Raw genomic sequence first — 15,726 nt, 5'->3', positions numbered from 1 at the left:
GATGGCCTGCCAGCAGTGCCGTCGCTGAAGGGGCGTAGCTCAACTGGCAGAGCAGCGGTCTCCAAAACCGCAGGTTGCAGGTTCAAGTCCTGTCGCCCCTGCTGAAGGCGAATACTCGACAAGTGTGGACACTGGAAGGTGACCTCCACACAACACAGACGAAAGGCATGCGGTGAGCGACGAGCCCGAAGGCACCGGCTCCGTGGTGACGCAGCCGACCCGACCCACCGGCAAGCGGTCGCGGCGCGGCAGTGCCGACGACGCCGACACCTCGACAGGCGCCCAGGAAGCGGTCGCGCTCGAGGATGTCGGCAAGAGCAAGAAGAAGACAAAGAAGGCCGTCAAGGGGCCGCGTCGAAACCCCATCGCGTATGTCATCAACTATCTGCGCGAGGTCATCGGCGAGCTCCGCAAGGTCATCTGGCCGAACCGCAAGCAGATGGCCACCTACACCATGGTCGTGCTGTTCTTCCTGGCGTTCATGGTGACGGTGATCGGTCTGGTCGACCTTGGCGTGGCCAAGCTCGTGATGATGGTGTTCGGCTGACCTGACTTGGATATTGAGAGGACTGACAAGTGACTAGCTTCGACGGCGATTCGGCCGCCAGCGTGTCCGACGCGCTCGCTGAAGCCGCGGACCCTGCGACGGTGATCGCAGACGAGGCCGCCGAGTCTCTTGAGGAGACCACCGCGGCAGAGGCCGTCGAGGACGCGCCGGTCGACTCCGACGACGCCCCGGCTCCGGCCGAACAGGCTGCTGAGGAGCAAGCTGAAGACGAAGACGAAGACCCGGCCGTCGCGCTGAAGAAAGAGCTGCGCCTCAAGCCAGGCGAGTGGTACGTCATCCACTCGTACGCCGGCTACGAGAACAAGGTGAAGGCCAACCTCGAGACCCGCGTGCAGAACCTGGATGTCGGCGACTACATCTTCCAGGTCGAGGTGCCCACCGAAGAGGTCACCGAGATCAAGAACGGCCAGCGCAAGCAGGTCAACCGCAAGGTGCTGCCGGGCTACATCCTGGTCCGCATGGAGCTCAACGACGAGTCGTGGGGCGCGGTGCGCAACACCCCCGGCGTCACCGGCTTCGTCGGTGCGACATCTCGGCCGTCCCCGCTGACTCTGGACGACGTCGTGAAGTTCCTGCTGCCGCAGGGGCAGCCCAAGAAGGCCGCCAAGAGCACTTCGGGTGCCGCCTCCTCCGAGGCGACCCTGGAGCGCGCGCCGATCGAGGTGGATTTCACTGTCGGCGAGTCGGTCACCGTCATGGACGGCCCGTTCGCGACGTTGCCCGCTTCCATCAGCGAGGTCAACGCCGAACAGCAGAAGCTCAAGGTGCTGGTGTCCATCTTCGGCCGCGAGACACCTGTCGAACTGACCTTCAACCAGGTCGCCAAGATCTAGCGATTTCGGCGCGGAAACGTGCGCTGAGCGCACGCGAGCGCGCCGAAATCACCGAGAACGAGAGAGGAACACCAACAACCATGGCCCCGAAGAAGAAAGTCGTCGGGCTGATCAAGCTGCAGATCCAGGCTGGGCAGGCCAACCCCGCCCCGCCGGTCGGTCCGGCGCTCGGCCAGCACGGCGTCAACATCATGGAGTTCTGCAAGGCGTACAACGCCGCGACGGAGAACCAGCGCGGCAACGTCATCCCCGTGGAGATCACCGTCTACGAGGACCGCAGCTTCACCTTCGCGCTGAAGACGCCGCCCGCGGCCAAGCTGCTGCTGAAGGCCGCAGGCGTGCCGAAGGGCTCGGGCGAGCCGCACAAGACCAAGGTCGCCAAGGTGACCTGGGACCAGGTGCGCGAGATCGCCGAGACGAAGAAGGAAGACCTGAACGCGAACGACATCGATCAGGCCGCCAAGATCATCGCCGGCACCGCCCGGTCGATGGGGATCACGGTCGAGTAGCCGAAGGCGGACCGACCCGACAACAGAAGTCGAGTAGTCCGCTGGATCCCCGTGGGAGGGCCAGCTTCGGCCCGCCAACCACACCTCTGAACCAGGAGAAACGAATGAGCAAGAACAGCAAGGCATATCGCGAAGCCGCCGAGAAGGTGGACCGGGAGCGGCTGTACACGCCGCTGGAGGCCGCCAAGCTGGCCAAGGAGACGTCGTCGAAGAAGCAGGACGCGACCGTCGAGGTCGCCATCCGGCTCGGCGTCGACCCGCGCAAGGCCGATCAGATGGTGCGCGGCACCGTCAATCTGCCGCACGGCACCGGTAAGACGGCCCGCGTCGCGGTGTTCGCCGTCGGCGACAAGGCCAATGAGGCCGAGGCCGCAGGCGCAGACGTGGTCGGCAGCGACGACCTGATCGAGAAGATCCAGGGCGGCTTCCTGGACTTCGACGCCGCGATCGCCACACCCGATCAGATGGCCAAGGTCGGCCGCATCGCGCGCATCCTCGGCCCGCGTGGCCTGATGCCGAACCCGAAGACCGGCACCGTCACCCCCGATGTGACGAAGGCCATCAACGACATCAAGGGCGGCAAGATCAACTTCCGCGTCGACAAGCAGGCCAACCTGCACTTCGTCATCGGCAAGGCGTCGTTCCAGGAGACGGCGCTGGCAGAGAACTACGGTGCCGCGATCGACGAGATCATGCGGGCCAAGCCGTCGTCGTCGAAGGGTCGCTACCTGAAGAAGATCGTCGTCTCGACGACCACCGGCCCTGGCATTCACGTCGACCCGTCGGTGACCCGTAACTTCGCCGAGGCCTAAGCTGTTCCGGCGAGCGTGCGTGTCTGCACGCGACACGCCGCGGAATTTCGTACAAACGTGCACGCTCGCGGTGCTGGTGGCGGCGGCTGTGACGGTGGCCCCCACGGCGCATGCGACGCCGGCGACTGCGGCGCAGGCCGGGTTCGTCGACATTCGCAGCGTCGTCCCCGACGCTGCCGTCGACCTGCGCTATGCGACGGCCGACAACTTCGTCGGCAAGCCGCTGTATCCGCCGGACGCACGATGCCTGGTGCACGAGTCGCTGGTGCCGGGGCTCGCGAAAGCCGCCGACGCATTCCGTGCCCACGGGGCGAAGCTGGTGTTCTGGGACTGCTATCGCCCGCACGCGGTGCAGGGCGAGTTGTTCGACGCCGTGCCGGACCAGAACTGGGTGGCGCGCCCCGGGACGTCGGCGCGCAGCCACGAGTCGGGCCGGTCGGTCGACGTGACGCTGGCCGACGGGCACTACGGGTGGCCGATCGACATGGGCACCGGATTCGACGACTTCTCAGCTAAGGCAAAAGCTTTCGCCACTGACGGCCTCACTGCCGAGCAGCAGGCCAACCGAAAGTGGCTGCGCGACGGGATGAGCGCAGGCGGGCTGTCGGTGTACTCGGGGGAGTGGTGGCACTTCGACGGCCCGGACGCCGACGTCGGCCAGCCCATCCTCGACGTTCCGCTTTCCTAGCACCGCGACGGTGCGTGTCTGCACACGACACGCCGCCAAGATTTCTGCGACTGCGCACGCTCGCGGGAAGGTCAGCGTGCAGGGTCGACGGGAAGCCGCTACCTGGAGCACTCGGTGATGCGGCGGGTCAGGAAGGCGCGCGCCGGGTCGGAGCCGGCAAGCGACACCGCCTTCTCGTACCAGAAGCGCGCATCGTCGGTGCGGCCCGCCCGCCGCAGAAGATCGGCACGGATGGAGGCCGCGGTGCTCGACCGCGCCAGCCGCGGATCGTCGGCCACCTGGTCCAGTGCGGCCAGGCCGGCAGGGAAGCCGTCTCGGAACCCGATCGCCAGTGCGCGGTTGGCGCGCACCACCGGTGAGTCGGTGATCGCCAGCAGCCGGTCGTAGGCCGCGCAGATCGTCGCCCAGTCCGTCTGATCCCAGGTGGGCGCCGTAGCGTGAATCGCGGTGATCACCGCCTGGGGCAGATACGGCCCCTCCGCACCCGCGGCCAGCTGCAGGCGCTGCAGTCCGGCGGCGATCCGCCCGCGATCCCACTTGCTGCGGTCCTGCTCGTCCAACGGAACCAGCGCACCGTCGGTAGTCACACGAGTGCGCCGCCTCGAATCATGCAGCAGGACAAGGGCGGCCAGCGCATGGGTGTCACGGGTCGCGGGCGCCAGCTCGCACAGCTCACCCGCGAGCCGGACTCCCTCGTCGCACAGCTCGTCGCGGATCGCCGAGGGCCCTGCGGTCGACCAGTAACCCTCGGTGAACACCGAGTAGATGCAGCTCAACACATGCGGGGTGCGCTCCGGCAGCAGCTCGGCGGGCGGAACCCGCAGTGGAATGTTCGCGTGCCGAATCTTGCTTTTGGCCCGAGTGATTCGCTGTCCTACCGCAGCTTCGGACTGCAGCAGCGCCCTCGCGATCTCGGCAACTGTCAGGCCGGAGATCAGCCGCAGGGTCAGCGCCAGCTGAGAAGCCCGGTCCAGCGCCGGGTGCGCACAGGTGAACATCATTCGCAGCTCGTCATCGCGAACCGGGTGCGGAATGCCTGCGCGATCGGTGCGGGCCACGATGTCGTCCACCACTGCGGCGAGTTCCTTTCCGGGCCGTGCGGACTCGCGCCGTAGCCGGTCCAACGCGCGATTACGTGCGACCGTCATGATCCATCCGCTGGGATTGTCCGGGACGCCGTCGCGAGGCCATGCACGCATTGCTTCCGCGAAAGCCTCCTGCACAGCGTCCTCGGCGACGGAAAGGTCACCAGACCAGCGCGCCAGCGCCGCCACAGTGGAACCCCATTCGCGCCGAAAGACGCTGTCCAGGTGTCTCATCCAGGGTTAAAGTCCGGAGACCCCGGCCAGCCGTCGCAGCTCGACCGTCGTCGCCGGAATCATCGACGCCACCTTGATCGCCTCGTCGCGGTCGGCTGCGTTGATGTAGTAGAACCCATTGGCCACCTCTGCGCCTTCGGCATACGGCCCGTCGGTCAACAGCACCTCGCCGTCGCGCACCCGCACCGTCGTCGCGGTCGTCGGCGGGTGAAGCGGCGCGCCACCCACCGCGCGATCGCCGGCGATCTTGCCGAATTCGGCATGCGCCTTGATGCCCTCGTCCCAGTCCTGACCGCCCGGCTCGACCACGTTGCCGGCCGGTTCCAGCAGCAGCGCCAGCCAGCTGTCGCTCGTCAGCGGAACACGTGCGGGCGAGAAATGTACCATCGGCCACACCTCGACGGCACCGTACTTCGCGGCGGGTATGTCACCGGCCAGCGCCAACGCCTCGTCGAGGTTGTCGGCCTCGAAAACGTAGTAGCCGCCGGCCACTTCGGCGCCCTCCGCGAACGGACCGTCGGTGACCGTCGGCGAATCCGGCCCACCGGTGATCCGCACACCGGTTACCGCCGGCCGCAGCGCATCGCCGGCACGGATGGCCGCGGCGGCCGTGGCATGGAAATCCTGATAAGCAGTCATTTCAGCCGCGCCGTCCTCTGGGGTGAGAGCGCGTTCGGGGCTGATCAGCAAGGCGAAGTAGTGCATCGTCGAGACCTTCCACATAGCGAGCGGAACCCTGTGTTCCACTCTCTACCCGTCCGACGAACGAGACGCCCGGAATCCGACAACAGCTCGCTCTGCGAGCGATCACTCACGCACCCTCGCGAGGCGCGAGCGTGCGCAGAACGAGAGAAATTGCGGCGTGTCGCGAAGCAGACACGCTCCCCCTTGCACGCGGGGAGGTGCCCCCAGCTCGCGGTGCGAGGCCCTCAGCTCGCGGTGCTACTTGGCCAGAGTGAACTGACACACGTCGGTCACGCCCCGTCGGAACAGGTCTGCGCAGCCCGTCAGGTACTTCATGTAGCGGTGGTAAACCTGGAGCGACTGGATCGTGATGGCTTCGTCCCGCTTGGACTCCAACGCCGCAGCCCAGATGTCCAGCGTTCTCGCATAGTGCATTTGCAGCGACTGCACGCGGGACACGTCGAACCCGGCGCGCACGGCGTGCTCCTCGACGACCGGGATCGTCGGCAGCCACCCGCCAGGGAAGATCTCGGTCAGGATGAAGCGGGAGAAGTGCACCAGCTCCGCGGTGGTTTCCACGCCTCGCCTCCTGCGCTCCGCCAGCGTGGCGCGAACGATCGTATGCAGCAGCATCACGCCGTCCTCAGGCAACAGGTCGTAGGCCTTGGCGAAGAACGCCTTGTAGCGGTCGCTGCCGAAGTGCTCGAACGCCCCGATCGACACGATGCGGTCGACGGGTTCGTCGAACCGCTCCCAGCCCTCGAGCAGCACCCGCCTCGAACGCGGGCTTTCCATCTCGTCGAAGGTGCGTTGCAGGTGCTTGGCTTGGTTTTCGGATAACGTGAGGCCGACTACGTCGACGTCGTACCGCTCAATTGCGCGCAGCAGGGTGGCGCCCCAACCGCAGCCGATGTCGAGCAACGTCATGCCGGGCTGAAGGTTCAACTTTCCGAGCGCAAGGTCGATCTTGGCCACCTGAGCCTCTTGCAACGTCATGTCGTCGCGTTCGAAGTATGCGCAGCTGTAGGTCTGGGTAGGGTCAAGGAACAGCCGATAGAAGTCGTCGGAAAGGTCGTAGTGTTGCTGCACCTCGCCGAAGTGCGGTGTGAGTTGCTTCGTCATGTAAGCGGCTTCCTCCCCGGAGATACGCAACCTAATAGCCAGGTCACGTGGTTTGAAACCCAGGTCGAGACGCGAAAGCGGCCGTTTCGCGGCCACCCCAAAAATATGGCAGAACGTCTCATCTTTTTGTCTGAAGCTGCCGCTTTGGTGCCGATGTGTCAGAAGTAAAGACAATTGTCATGTTTCCCCAGATCGGCTCGGCGAAGGGACACTTCAATCTCAACGATTCGACCGCGCCGATTCACGACTGACGCATCTCATCTCTTAGACTGCGCTTATGGAAAGTGCTCCTGTGCATAGCGCTGCCCGTCCAAGAGCGGGTCGGCCCAAAACCGACCCCTACTTGGATGAGAACGGTCGCATCGCGCTGCCAGACGGCATGAACCTCTCCGCGCTGCTCGACAGGAACATCGCAGACTTCGGCGACGTCCTCGCCTACCGCTTTCTCGACTACAGCCATCTGCCGGACGGGGGGAAGCCGCTCGAGCTCACCTGGAAGCAGGTGGGCACCCGCTCTAGAGCCATCGGGGCCCGGCTTCAGCAGGTGACCGCTCGCGGTGATCGGGTGGCTCTGCTGTGCCCGCAGGGTCTTGATTACGTGACGAGCTTCTTCGCCGCGATTCAGGCGGGCAGCATCGCGGTGCCGTTGTTCGCGCCAGAGCTTCCTGGCCACGCCGAGCGCCTGGATGCCGTGCTGACCGACGCTCTGCCTGCGGTCGTGCTGACGACAACCTCCGCCAGCGATGCAGTCCAGAGATTCGTTCGGCTGATGCCGCGCGAAAAGAGGCCCCGCATCATTGCCGTCGACGCCATCCCCGACTCAGTGGGATCGACGTTTGCGCCGGTGGAACTGGAATCCGACGACATCGCCTATCTGCAGTACACCTCCGGCTCCACACGCGTGCCGACCGGCGTGGAGATCAGTCACCGCGCCGCCGGAACGAACTTCCTGCAAATGGTCTTCGCCATTGGACTCGAGGGAGACTTCGAGATCAACGGCGCCAGTTGGTTGCCGCTCTACCACGACATGGGCCTGATGATGGTCGGCTTCCCGGTCCTCTACGGCGGAAACCTGACTTTCATGTCGCCGATGGCGTTCGTCCGCCGGCCGGGGCGCTGGATCCAGATGCTGCACGCCACGTCGCGGTACAGCCACATCGTCTCGCCTGCACCGAATTTCGCCTTCGAGCTGGTTGCCCAGCGCGGCCTTCCCAGGGACAACGAGATCGATTTGAGCAACGTCATCTTCATCAACGGCTCGGAGCCGGTGAGCCTCGACTCCATCACCAAGTTCACCGACGCGTTCCTGCCGCACGGCCTCTCCAAAACCGCCGTCCGGCCGTCCTACGGCATGGCGGAAGCGACGCTGTTCGTCTCGTCGATCCGTCCCTACACCGAGCCGACCGCGGTATATCTCGATCGCGAGCAGCTGGGCGCCGGACGGGCGGTGCAGGTCGAACCCGGCACGCCGAATGCCCTTCCACAGGTGTCGTGCGGCCAGGTCTCGGTGAGCCAGTGGGCGGCCGTCGTCGACCCGGAGTCCGGTGAGGAACTGCCGGACGACTGCGTCGGCGAAATCTGGTTGCACGGGAACAACATCGGGCGCGGATACTGGGCGCATCCAGAGGAAACCGAGTTCACCTTCGGCAATAAGCTGCAGGCCCGGCTCGACACCGGCAGCCATGCCGACGGCGCCGACGCCGACGCGACCTGGCTGCGCACCGGTGACCTGGGCGTCTACATCGACGGCGAACTGTATATCACCGGCCGCATCAAGGACATGGTCATCGTCGACGGCCGCAACCACTACCCGCAGGACATCGAGGCGACCGTGGCCGAGTCGTCCCACGCGATACGCGCCGGCTTCGTGGCGGCCTTCTCGGTCCCGGCACGAGAGCTACCCGGCGTATCCTCGACGGACACCAGCGAAAAACTGGTGATCGTGGCCGAACGGGGCCCTGGAGCGGGCCGGGCGGACCCACAACCCATTCTCGATGCCGTCCGTCGCGCGGTGTCGCGCAAACACAGCGTCAACGTTTACGACACCCTGCTCGTCGCAGCGGGCGTCATCCCGCGGACGACCAGCGGCAAGCTGGCTCGACGCGCATGTCGGGCGGAGTACCTCGACGGGAGCCTGGGCAGGCACTAGGCGCCTGCCACACGTCAGGCGGCGGCGCCGGGCTTGAGGTACGTGACCAGATTGCAGTCGAGCATCTCGTCGGCGAAGTAATTCTGGCAGCCGCGCAGGTACCTCATATACCTGTCGTAGACCTCTTCGGTCGTCACCTGCAGGACCGTGTCCTTCTTGGCTTCCAGAGTGTCCGCCCATGTACGCAGGGTTCTGACGTAATGCTCCTGCAGGGAGAGGCATTCGGGCACAACGAATCCGGCCTTCTCGCCGTGTTCGATCATCATCTTGGCGGTCGGGATGCGGCCGCCGGGGAAGATCTCGGTGATGATGAACTTGATGAACCGGGCCAGATCGAACGTCAGCTTCTTCCCGCGAGCATGATATTCCTCGGGCCGGAAGGCGGTGCTGCTCTGGATCGTCATCCGCCCGTCGTCGGGCAGGATGTTGAAGGCGTTCTTGAAGAAATCGTCGTAGCGCTCGAAACCGAAGTGCTCGAACGCCTCGATCGACACGATGCGGTCGACGGGTTCGGTGAACTGCTCCCATCCGCGCAGCAGCACCTTGTGCGTGCGGTCGGTGTCGACGGCGTCGAGCAGCTGCTCGCAATACGCATGCTGATTCTTGGACAGCGTCAAACCGACGACGTTGACGTCGTAGTGCTCCATCGCCCGCTTCATCGTCGCGCCCCAACCGCAGCCGATGTCGAGGAGCGTCATACCAGGCTTGAGGTCGAGCTTGTCCAGGTTGAGGTCGAGCTTCGCCACCTGGGCTTCCTCGAGCGTCATATCGTCGCGTTCGAAATATGCGCAGCTGTATGTGCGAGTCGGATCCTGAAACAGCCCGAAGAAATCGTCGGAAAGATCGTAATGAGCTTGGATTTCTTCGAAATGCGGCCGCATCGGGTCGGTCACCTTTACCGACATGTCCGTCAACTTGCCTCCCGGTAATTGATCAGAATCCTGACAGGCAGGGTTCCTGACTTGATCGGCACCATACTCGGCCCTACGGCCCCAGAGCCGTTCATAAGGTGCCTGTTGGCGGTTCTATTGAATTACTTCTCGAGCGTGAACTGATTGATGTCAACATATCCTGTCCGGAAACCGTCGGCGGTCCCCCTGAGGAACTTCATGTACCTCTCGTAAACCTCTTCGGACTGTATCGCGATCGCCTCGTCCTTGCGAGATTCCAGCACGTCGGCCCACATATCGAGCGTCTTGGCGAAATCGGGCTGCAGCGACTGGATGCGGGTCACCTTGAAGCCGGCCTTCGTCGAATGCTCCTCGACTTTTTCGACCGACGGCAAACGGCCGCCGGGGAAAATCTCGGTCAGAACGAACTTGATGAACCGGGCGAACGAGAACGTCAAAGGAATGCCACGCTCTGCCATCTGCGGCGGGGTGAGACCGGTGATCGAATGAACCATCATCACGCCGTCGTCGGGCATCAGATCGTAGGCAAACTTGAAGAAGTCGTCATAGCGCTCGAATCCAAAGTGCTCCAGCGCCTCGATCATGACGATCCGGTCGACGGGCTCCTTGACCTCCGCCCAGTCCTGTAGCAAAACCTTGTAGGAGCGGTTCGTCTCAACGTTGGCGAGCACGTTCTGGCAGTACTCGTGCTGGTTCTTGCTCAGCGTCACACCGACCACGTTGACGTCGTAGCGCTCCATCGCCCGCTTCATCATCGAGCCCCAGCCGCAGCCGACGTCGAGCAGCGTCATGCCCGGCTTCAGCCCCAGCTTGCCAAGGCTCAGATCGAGCTTGGCGATCTGCGCCTCTTCCATCGTCATGTCGTCACGAGGGAAGTACGCGCAGCTGTAGGTGACCGTCGGGTCGGTGAAAAGCTGGAAGAACTCGTTGGAGAGGTCATAGTGCGCGCGCACCTCGTCGACGCTCTGCCGCTTCTTCGTGGATGCGGCCGTTTTCTCGACCATCTTGGACTCCGTCCTGTTCGCAGGCACCATACACGGCGCCGGCGATGCTGCTTACTTCTCGAGGGTGAACTGGTTGACGTCGATATAGCCGACCCGGAAGCCGTCCGCGCAGCCCGTCAGGTACCTCATGTACCGCTCGTAGACCTCTTCGGACTGGATGGCGATCGCTTCGTCCTTCTTGGCCTCGAGGTTCGCGGCCCAGATGTCCAGCGTGCGGGCGTAGTGCGGCTGCAGCGACTGGCGGCGCGTCAGAGTGAAGCCCGCCTTGCTGCTGTGGTCGCTGACCTTCTCGACCGACGGCAGCCGGCCACCGGGGAAGATCTCGGTGATCATGAACTTGACGAAACGCGCGAAGTTGAAGGTCAGCGGCATACCTTGGTCGACCATCTGCTGGCCGGTCAGCGCCGTGATGGTGTGCAGCAGCATGACGCCGTCGTCGGGCAGCGCCTCGTAGGCGAACGTGAAGAAGTCGTCGTAGCGGTCGAAGCCGAAGTGCTCAAAGGCGCCGATCGACACGATGCGGTCGACGGGCTCGTCGAACTCCTCCCAGCCCTTCAGCAGGACACGCTTGGTCCTTGGGCTGTCCGACTCCGCGAAGACCTTCTCGACGCGGGCGGCCTGGTTCTTCGACAACGTCAGGCCGACAACGTTGACGTCGTAGCGCTCGATGGCCCGCATCATCGTGGAGCCCCAGCCGCAACCGACGTCGAGCAGCGTCATGCCCGGCTCGAGACCGAGCTTGCCCAGCGCCAGGTCGACCTTGGCCTGCTGCGCCTCCGCCAGCGTCATGTCGTCGCGCTCGAAGTATGCGCAGCTGTAGGTCCGCGACGGGTCCAGGAACAGCGCGAAGAAGTCGTCGGACAGGTCGTAGTGCGCCTGGACGTCCTCGAAGTGCGGTTTCAGGGTTGCTTTGCCCTTATCGGCCATGTCGATGTTGCCTCTCTATTGCGGAAGGCATCCCCCGAAAAGCCGTGGTGGAGGATCCGCCCCGGGGGACGCACCATAGATCAACCCCGGATGCCTCCCCGCATCGGAATGCTAGCCGATTTCGGGGTCAGCTCCGAATCGGCAAAACGTGACTGATCAGGGCGCTTCGGCGAAGTTCGTCTTGAGTTCGCCGACGATCTGGTCCCACAGCTCCTCGGGTAGATCGTGGGCCATGCCGTCGATGAGCACCAGCCGTGCACCCTTGATGGCGTGGGCGATGGCACGGCCGCCCAACGGGCGCATCAGCCTGTCGGCCTTGCCGTGGATGACCAGCGTCGGCGCGTTGATCTGGCGGTCGTAGTGCTGCAGGCTGCCGCTGCCGAGGACGGCGGCGAAGTGTCGTGCGATGCCCGCGGGGTAGTAGGCGCGCTCATAGCCCTCGATCGCGTCCGCCCGCAGCCGCTCCTGCGGCGTGGGATAGCCCGGACTGCCGATGATCCCGGCGACCCGGATCGCGTTGGCGATGATCGCCTCCTGCGTGGAGTCCGCCGGTCGCTGCAACAGCGCCCGCAGCTGTTGGTATCCCGGCGGCGGCAGGAACGCCTGGTTGTTGCTGGAGAACAAGATGCCGAGCGTCTTGGTGCGTTCGGGGAACCGGGCCGCGAAGATCTGGGCGATCATGCCGCCCATGGACCCGCCGACGATGTGCGCGCCGTCGATGCCGAGATGGTCCAGCAGGGCAGTGGCGTCGTCGGCCATGTCCTCGAGCGTGTAGACCGCCGGGCTTTGCATGCCGAGGAACGAGCGCACCATTCGGGGCAGCAGCTTTGCGCCGGTGCGGCGGCCGGTCAGCTTCGTCGACAGCCCGACGTCGCGGTTGTCGTACCGGATGACGCGCAGACCCTGGTCGACGAGCTTCTCGCAGAATCCCTTGCGCCACAACAACAATTGCGCGCCGAGGCCCATGATGAGCAACACCGGAGGATGGTTCGGGTCGCCCATGTCCTCGTAGTAGATGTCGATATCGCCGGAGTTGGCGGTGCCGGTGCGAACGTCCACTTAAGCCTCGACTCCATCTCTTTCGGGGGATTCCTCGGGCTCCTCGTATTCGCGGCTCACCTCGACGATGAAGTTGGCGAAGTAGCCCGTCAACTGCGGATCGCTCATCATCTGCCAGCGCGGTGCCAGCAGCTTCATGTAGCGCTCGACGTAGAGGAACTGCTTGCCGATCAGCACCAGCTCACGCGGCAGCTTGACGTCGTAGGCGTCGGCCAGCGTGGAGAGCTGCTTGCCGATCTCGGCATATGACATGTCGCCGAGATTCTGCATGGTCAGCGGCGTCGCGAATTTCTCCAGGTCCTTGGCGGCCTCGGCCTCCGGCCTGATGTTGCCGACCGCGCCCATCAGCACGACGATCTTGCCCGCCGCGGCATGGTCCTTCTTGACCAGCAGCGCGTAGACCAGCTCGCGGAGCAGCCAGCGGGTGCGCGGGTCGACGCGGCCCATGATGCCGAAGTCGAAGAACACGATCTTCCCGTCGTCGTCGACGTACAGGTTGCCCGCGTGCAGGTCGCCGTGGAACAGGCCGTGCCGCAGCCCACCCTCGAAGACGCTGAAAAGCAGCGCCTTGACGAGTTCGGTGCCGTCGAAGCCCTTCTTTCGGATGGCGGCGACGTCGTCGATGCGTACGCCCTGGATGCGTTCCATCGTCAGCACCCGCGCGCTGGTCAGATCCCAGTACACCTGCGGCACCCGGATGTTGCGGCCAAGCGGCGAGGCGTGCATGTGCGACACCCACGCGTCCATCGACTGCGCCTCGAGGCGGAAGTCCAGTTCTTCGGCGAGGTTGTCGGCGAAGTCGGCGACAACGTCCTGCGCGGACAGCCTGCGGCCCAACTTGGCCAGCTCGACCAGCTGCGCGCCGCGCTTGAGGATCTGCAGATCGGCGGCGACGCGGCGACGGATGCCGGGCCGCTGGATCTTGACGACGACCTCCTCGCCGGTGTGCAGGGTCGCATAGTGCACTTGAGCGATCGACGCCGACGCGAACGGCTCCTCGTCGAAGCTCTTGAACAGGTTCTCGGGCTTGTCGCCGAGTTCCTCCGCGAACAACTTGTGGATCTCGCCGGTGTCGGCGGGCGGTACCCGGTCGAGCAGGCTGCGGAATTCGCGGGAGAGCTGTTCGCCGAACGCGCCCGGGCTGGACGCGATGATCTGGCCGAACTTGACGTAGGTGGGCCCGAGGTCCGCGAATGTCTGCGGAATCTCCCGGATGACCTTCTGCTGCAGTGAGCCGCGGCCGGCGAGCTTGGTGACGACCCGTGCGCCGGTGCGGGTTACCTGCCAACCCGTCGCTCCGATGCGGGCGGCCTCGACGGGCAACGGGACCCGGTCAAGCTTGGCCACCTCGCGGTGCTTAGTCGGACTCATAGCTAGCAGTCTCTCAAAATCCGCCGTGACCCGCGAAAACCTGTGGAGCCGGTCACAGTGACCTGCGATTGTGGCGGCCGCGCTCCATTGAGCACAATGCGCACAACCGCAACATCGCTGGATACCGCGGGTAGTGAGCACAAGCGAGCCATTGCCGCTGCAGCTCCATAGCTTCGGATGAAACCGACCCGTCCGAGGAGCGAAGATGGCAGCGATACTGACCGAACCGCGGGGCAGCTCGATGAAGCGCGTCGCGATGGCGAGCTTCGTCGGGTCCGCGATCGAGTACTACGACTTCTACATCTACGGCACCGCGGCGGCGCTGGTGTTTCCCAGGGTGTTCTTCCCGCACCTCGGCACGACCATGGCGACCGTCGCGTCGATGGCCACGTTCGCCGCGGCGTTTCTGTCCCGGCCGATTGGTGCGGCGTTCTTCGGCCACTTCGGCGACCGGCTCGGTCGCAAGTCGACCCTGATCGCCACCCTGTTGATCATGGGCGCCTCCACGCTGGCGGTGGGGCTGGTGCCCGGTGCGGGGACGATCGGCATGGCCGCACCGCTGATCCTGCTGACGCTGCGCCTCGCGCAGGGGTTCGCGGTCGGCGGCGAATGGGCGGGCGCCGCATTGTTGTCCGCCGAGTACGCACCCGCCGAAGCCCGTGGCCGCTACGGGATGTTCACCCAGATGGGCGTCGGCAGCGGCCTCGTGACGAGCAGCCTGCTGTTCCTGGTGGTGAACCAGACGATCGGAGAAGGCAGTCGAGCCTTCGTCGACTGGGGCTGGCGGATTCCGTTCCTGTTCAGTGCCGTGCTGATCGCCATCGCGCTGTACGTGCGGCTGAGCGTGGCCGAGACGCCGGTGTTCGCCGCGCAGAAGGCCCGCCAGAGCGCGCCGGTCACACCGCTGACCGCGCTCTTCCGCAACCAGCGGCGCGAGGTGGTTCTCGCTGCGGGCAGCATGATCGGCTTCTTCACCCTCGGCTACCTGGCCAACGCTTACTTCATGAGTTATGCCCATAACCACGTCGGCTTTTCGCCGGATCTGATTCTGGCTGTGGGGCTGCTGGGCGGTGTGATCGTGGTGGTGTTCAACGCGCTGAGCGCGATGGCCAGCGACATCTTCGGTCGCCGCCGAGTCATCATCGCGGCGTTGGCGGTGGGCATTGCATGGTCGTTCGTCGTCATGCCGCTGATCGACACCGGCAATGCGGCGTGGTTCGCGCTGGCGATGTCAGGCACGTATGCCGTCGCCGCGAGCTCATACGGGCCGATGGCGGCGTTCATCCCCGAGATCTTCGGCACGCGGTACCGCTACAGCGGTGCGGGCCTGTCGCTCAACCTTGCGGGACTGGTCGGCGGCGCGGTGCCGACGATCATCGCCGCGCCACTGCTGGCGACATGGGGCGTGTCCGCGATCGGCGTGATGATGGCGGCCGTCGTGCTCGTCAGCCTGGTGTGTACCGTCGCATTGCCCGAGACAAAAGGCGTTGCGCTGCAACCTCAGTGAGCGGCAGGCGCGAACGTAAGCACCGCACGACGCCGCCGTCGACGCCGGAGGCGACCGAAGCGACGCCGTCGATCACCGGACCCGCTCCGCTGCCGTCCGAGGAGCAAGGTCTGCCCGGCTAGCAGTCAGTCGGCCTTGGCGAAGTTCTCGGTGAGTGCCTCGATGACGGGGCGCCACACCGGCTCCGGCAGGTCGTGGCCCATACCGTCCACGACGACGAACCTCGCGCCCGCGATCACCCTGGCCAGGGTGCGGCCGTTGCG

16 protein-coding genes, 1 tRNA gene and 1 pseudogene are annotated in these 15,726 nt (G+C 65.0%); 9 read left to right on the top strand and 9 right to left on the bottom strand.

Annotated features, from left to right (window positions below; translation table 11 throughout):
- The first annotated feature begins 28 nt into the window (after positions 1-28).
- From QOC76_RS00365 to QOC76_RS00340, 6 genes are all read left to right on the top strand, one after another.
- Positions 29-101 (top strand) — tRNA-Trp (locus QOC76_RS00365).
- A gap of 71 nt (positions 102-172) precedes the next feature.
- The gene (gene secE / locus QOC76_RS00360) at positions 173-547 is read left to right on the top strand and encodes a preprotein translocase subunit SecE (protein ID WP_526353005.1); all 375 of its coding nucleotides are present in this window, start codon (positions 173-175) and stop codon (positions 545-547) included.
- Positions 548-651: 104 nt separating this feature from the next.
- Positions 652-1,401 (top strand): transcription termination/antitermination protein NusG, encoded by a 750-nt coding sequence (gene nusG / locus QOC76_RS00355; RefSeq protein ID WP_526353075.1) that lies wholly within the window; start codon positions 652-654, stop codon positions 1,399-1,401.
- Positions 1,402-1,481: 80 nt separating this feature from the next.
- Positions 1,482-1,910, top strand: a complete 429-nt coding sequence (rplK, locus tag QOC76_RS00350) for a 50S ribosomal protein L11 (protein WP_526353003.1) — start codon at positions 1,482-1,484, stop codon at positions 1,908-1,910.
- A 104-nt stretch (positions 1,911-2,014) separates the two neighbouring features.
- The gene (gene rplA, locus QOC76_RS00345; RefSeq protein WP_526353001.1) at positions 2,015-2,722 is read left to right on the top strand and encodes a 50S ribosomal protein L1; all 708 of its coding nucleotides are present in this window, start codon (positions 2,015-2,017) and stop codon (positions 2,720-2,722) included.
- Positions 2,723-2,741: 19 nt separating this feature from the next.
- Positions 2,742-3,410 carry a M15 family metallopeptidase gene (locus QOC76_RS00340; protein ID WP_526352999.1) on the top strand — a complete coding sequence of 223 codons (669 nt, stop codon included), beginning with the start codon at positions 2,742-2,744 and terminating at the stop codon, positions 3,408-3,410.
- 98 nt (positions 3,411-3,508) lie between these two features.
- On the opposite strand, the gene QOC76_RS00335 is transcribed toward QOC76_RS00340, so the two are convergent.
- The 3 genes from QOC76_RS00335 to QOC76_RS00325 form a co-directional block, all read right to left on the bottom strand.
- Positions 3,509-4,729 (bottom strand): RNA polymerase sigma factor, encoded by a 1,221-nt coding sequence (locus tag QOC76_RS00335; RefSeq protein WP_526352997.1) that lies wholly within the window; start codon positions 4,727-4,729, stop codon positions 3,509-3,511.
- A gap of 6 nt (positions 4,730-4,735) precedes the next feature.
- Positions 4,736-5,434, bottom strand: a complete 699-nt coding sequence (locus QOC76_RS00330) for a YciI family protein (protein WP_526352995.1) — start codon at positions 5,432-5,434, stop codon at positions 4,736-4,738.
- 237 nt (positions 5,435-5,671) lie between these two features.
- The gene (locus tag QOC76_RS00325) at positions 5,672-6,535 is read right to left on the bottom strand and encodes a cyclopropane mycolic acid synthase family methyltransferase (protein ID WP_526352993.1); all 864 of its coding nucleotides are present in this window, start codon (positions 6,533-6,535) and stop codon (positions 5,672-5,674) included.
- A gap of 277 nt (positions 6,536-6,812) precedes the next feature.
- On the opposite strand from QOC76_RS00325, the gene QOC76_RS00320 reads away from it, so the two are divergent.
- Positions 6,813-8,684, top strand: a complete 1,872-nt coding sequence (locus tag QOC76_RS00320) for a fatty acyl-AMP ligase (RefSeq protein ID WP_526352991.1) — start codon at positions 6,813-6,815, stop codon at positions 8,682-8,684.
- Between the two features lie 14 nt (positions 8,685-8,698).
- On the opposite strand, the gene QOC76_RS00315 is transcribed toward QOC76_RS00320, so the two are convergent.
- The 5 genes from QOC76_RS00315 to QOC76_RS00295 form a co-directional block, all read right to left on the bottom strand.
- On the bottom strand, positions 8,699-9,589 hold the full coding sequence (locus QOC76_RS00315) for a cyclopropane mycolic acid synthase family methyltransferase (RefSeq protein WP_526352989.1): 891 nt from the start codon (positions 9,587-9,589) through the stop codon (positions 8,699-8,701).
- Between the two features lie 128 nt (positions 9,590-9,717).
- Positions 9,718-10,599, bottom strand: a complete 882-nt coding sequence (locus QOC76_RS00310; protein WP_526352987.1) for a cyclopropane mycolic acid synthase family methyltransferase — start codon at positions 10,597-10,599, stop codon at positions 9,718-9,720.
- Positions 10,600-10,650: 51 nt separating this feature from the next.
- Entirely contained in the window at positions 10,651-11,526 is an 876-nt protein-coding gene (locus tag QOC76_RS00305; RefSeq protein WP_526352985.1) for a cyclopropane mycolic acid synthase family methyltransferase, read from the bottom strand.
- A gap of 156 nt (positions 11,527-11,682) precedes the next feature.
- Positions 11,683-12,585 carry an alpha/beta fold hydrolase gene (locus QOC76_RS00300; protein WP_526352983.1) on the bottom strand — a complete coding sequence of 301 codons (903 nt, stop codon included), beginning with the start codon at positions 12,583-12,585 and terminating at the stop codon, positions 11,683-11,685.
- The gene (locus QOC76_RS00295) at positions 12,586-13,956 is read right to left on the bottom strand and encodes an ABC1 kinase family protein (RefSeq protein ID WP_526352981.1); all 1,371 of its coding nucleotides are present in this window, start codon (positions 13,954-13,956) and stop codon (positions 12,586-12,588) included. It lies immediately after the preceding gene.
- A 205-nt stretch (positions 13,957-14,161) separates the two neighbouring features.
- Here QOC76_RS00295 and QOC76_RS00290 point away from each other — a divergent pair, with 205 nt between their 5' ends.
- Both QOC76_RS00290 and QOC76_RS00285 read left to right on the top strand, forming a co-directional pair.
- Entirely contained in the window at positions 14,162-15,463 is a 1,302-nt protein-coding gene (locus tag QOC76_RS00290) for an MFS transporter (RefSeq protein WP_526352979.1), read from the top strand.
- Complete coding sequence (locus tag QOC76_RS00285) at positions 15,460-15,585, top strand: hypothetical protein (RefSeq protein WP_526352977.1); 126 nt, start codon at positions 15,460-15,462, stop codon at positions 15,583-15,585. Before QOC76_RS00290 ends, QOC76_RS00285 begins: the two co-directional genes overlap by 4 nt.
- Positions 15,586-15,588: 3 nt before the next feature.
- Here QOC76_RS00285 and QOC76_RS00280 read toward each other — a convergent pair.
- Positions 15,589-15,726, bottom strand: a pseudogene (locus QOC76_RS00280) (alpha/beta hydrolase); the annotation flags it as partial.

This window comes from Mycobacterium sp. (assembly GCF_032159565.1).
In the GTDB taxonomy this organism is placed as follows: domain Bacteria; phylum Actinomycetota; class Actinomycetes; order Mycobacteriales; family Mycobacteriaceae; genus Mycobacterium.
Note: the sequence above shows the minus strand (reverse complement) of the source record. Positions and strands in the feature narration are given on the sequence as shown.

Excerpts from the sequence above, each read along its gene's own strand:
- rplK (WP_526353003.1), top strand. The coding sequence starts at position 1,482 with ATGGCCCCGAAGAAGAAAGTCGTCGGGCTGATCAAGCTGCAGATCCAG.
- QOC76_RS00295 (WP_526352981.1), bottom strand. The coding sequence starts at position 13,956 with ATGAGTCCGACTAAGCACCGCGAGGTGGCCAAGCTTGACCGGGTCCCG.
- QOC76_RS00315 (WP_526352989.1), bottom strand. The coding sequence starts at position 9,589 with ATGTCGGTAAAGGTGACCGACCCGATGCGGCCGCATTTCGAAGAAATC.
- rplA (WP_526353001.1), top strand. The coding sequence starts at position 2,015 with ATGAGCAAGAACAGCAAGGCATATCGCGAAGCCGCCGAGAAGGTGGAC.
- QOC76_RS00305 (WP_526352985.1), bottom strand. The coding sequence starts at position 11,526 with ATGGCCGATAAGGGCAAAGCAACCCTGAAACCGCACTTCGAGGACGTC.
- QOC76_RS00330 (WP_526352995.1), bottom strand. The coding sequence starts at position 5,434 with ATGCACTACTTCGCCTTGCTGATCAGCCCCGAACGCGCTCTCACCCCA.
- QOC76_RS00325 (WP_526352993.1), bottom strand. The coding sequence starts at position 6,535 with ATGACGAAGCAACTCACACCGCACTTCGGCGAGGTGCAGCAACACTAC.
- QOC76_RS00310 (WP_526352987.1), bottom strand. The coding sequence starts at position 10,599 with ATGGTCGAGAAAACGGCCGCATCCACGAAGAAGCGGCAGAGCGTCGAC.
- QOC76_RS00320 (WP_526352991.1), top strand. The coding sequence starts at position 6,813 with ATGGAAAGTGCTCCTGTGCATAGCGCTGCCCGTCCAAGAGCGGGTCGG.
- QOC76_RS00290 (WP_526352979.1), top strand. The coding sequence starts at position 14,162 with ATGGCAGCGATACTGACCGAACCGCGGGGCAGCTCGATGAAGCGCGTC.
- QOC76_RS00335 (WP_526352997.1), bottom strand. The coding sequence starts at position 4,729 with ATGAGACACCTGGACAGCGTCTTTCGGCGCGAATGGGGTTCCACTGTG.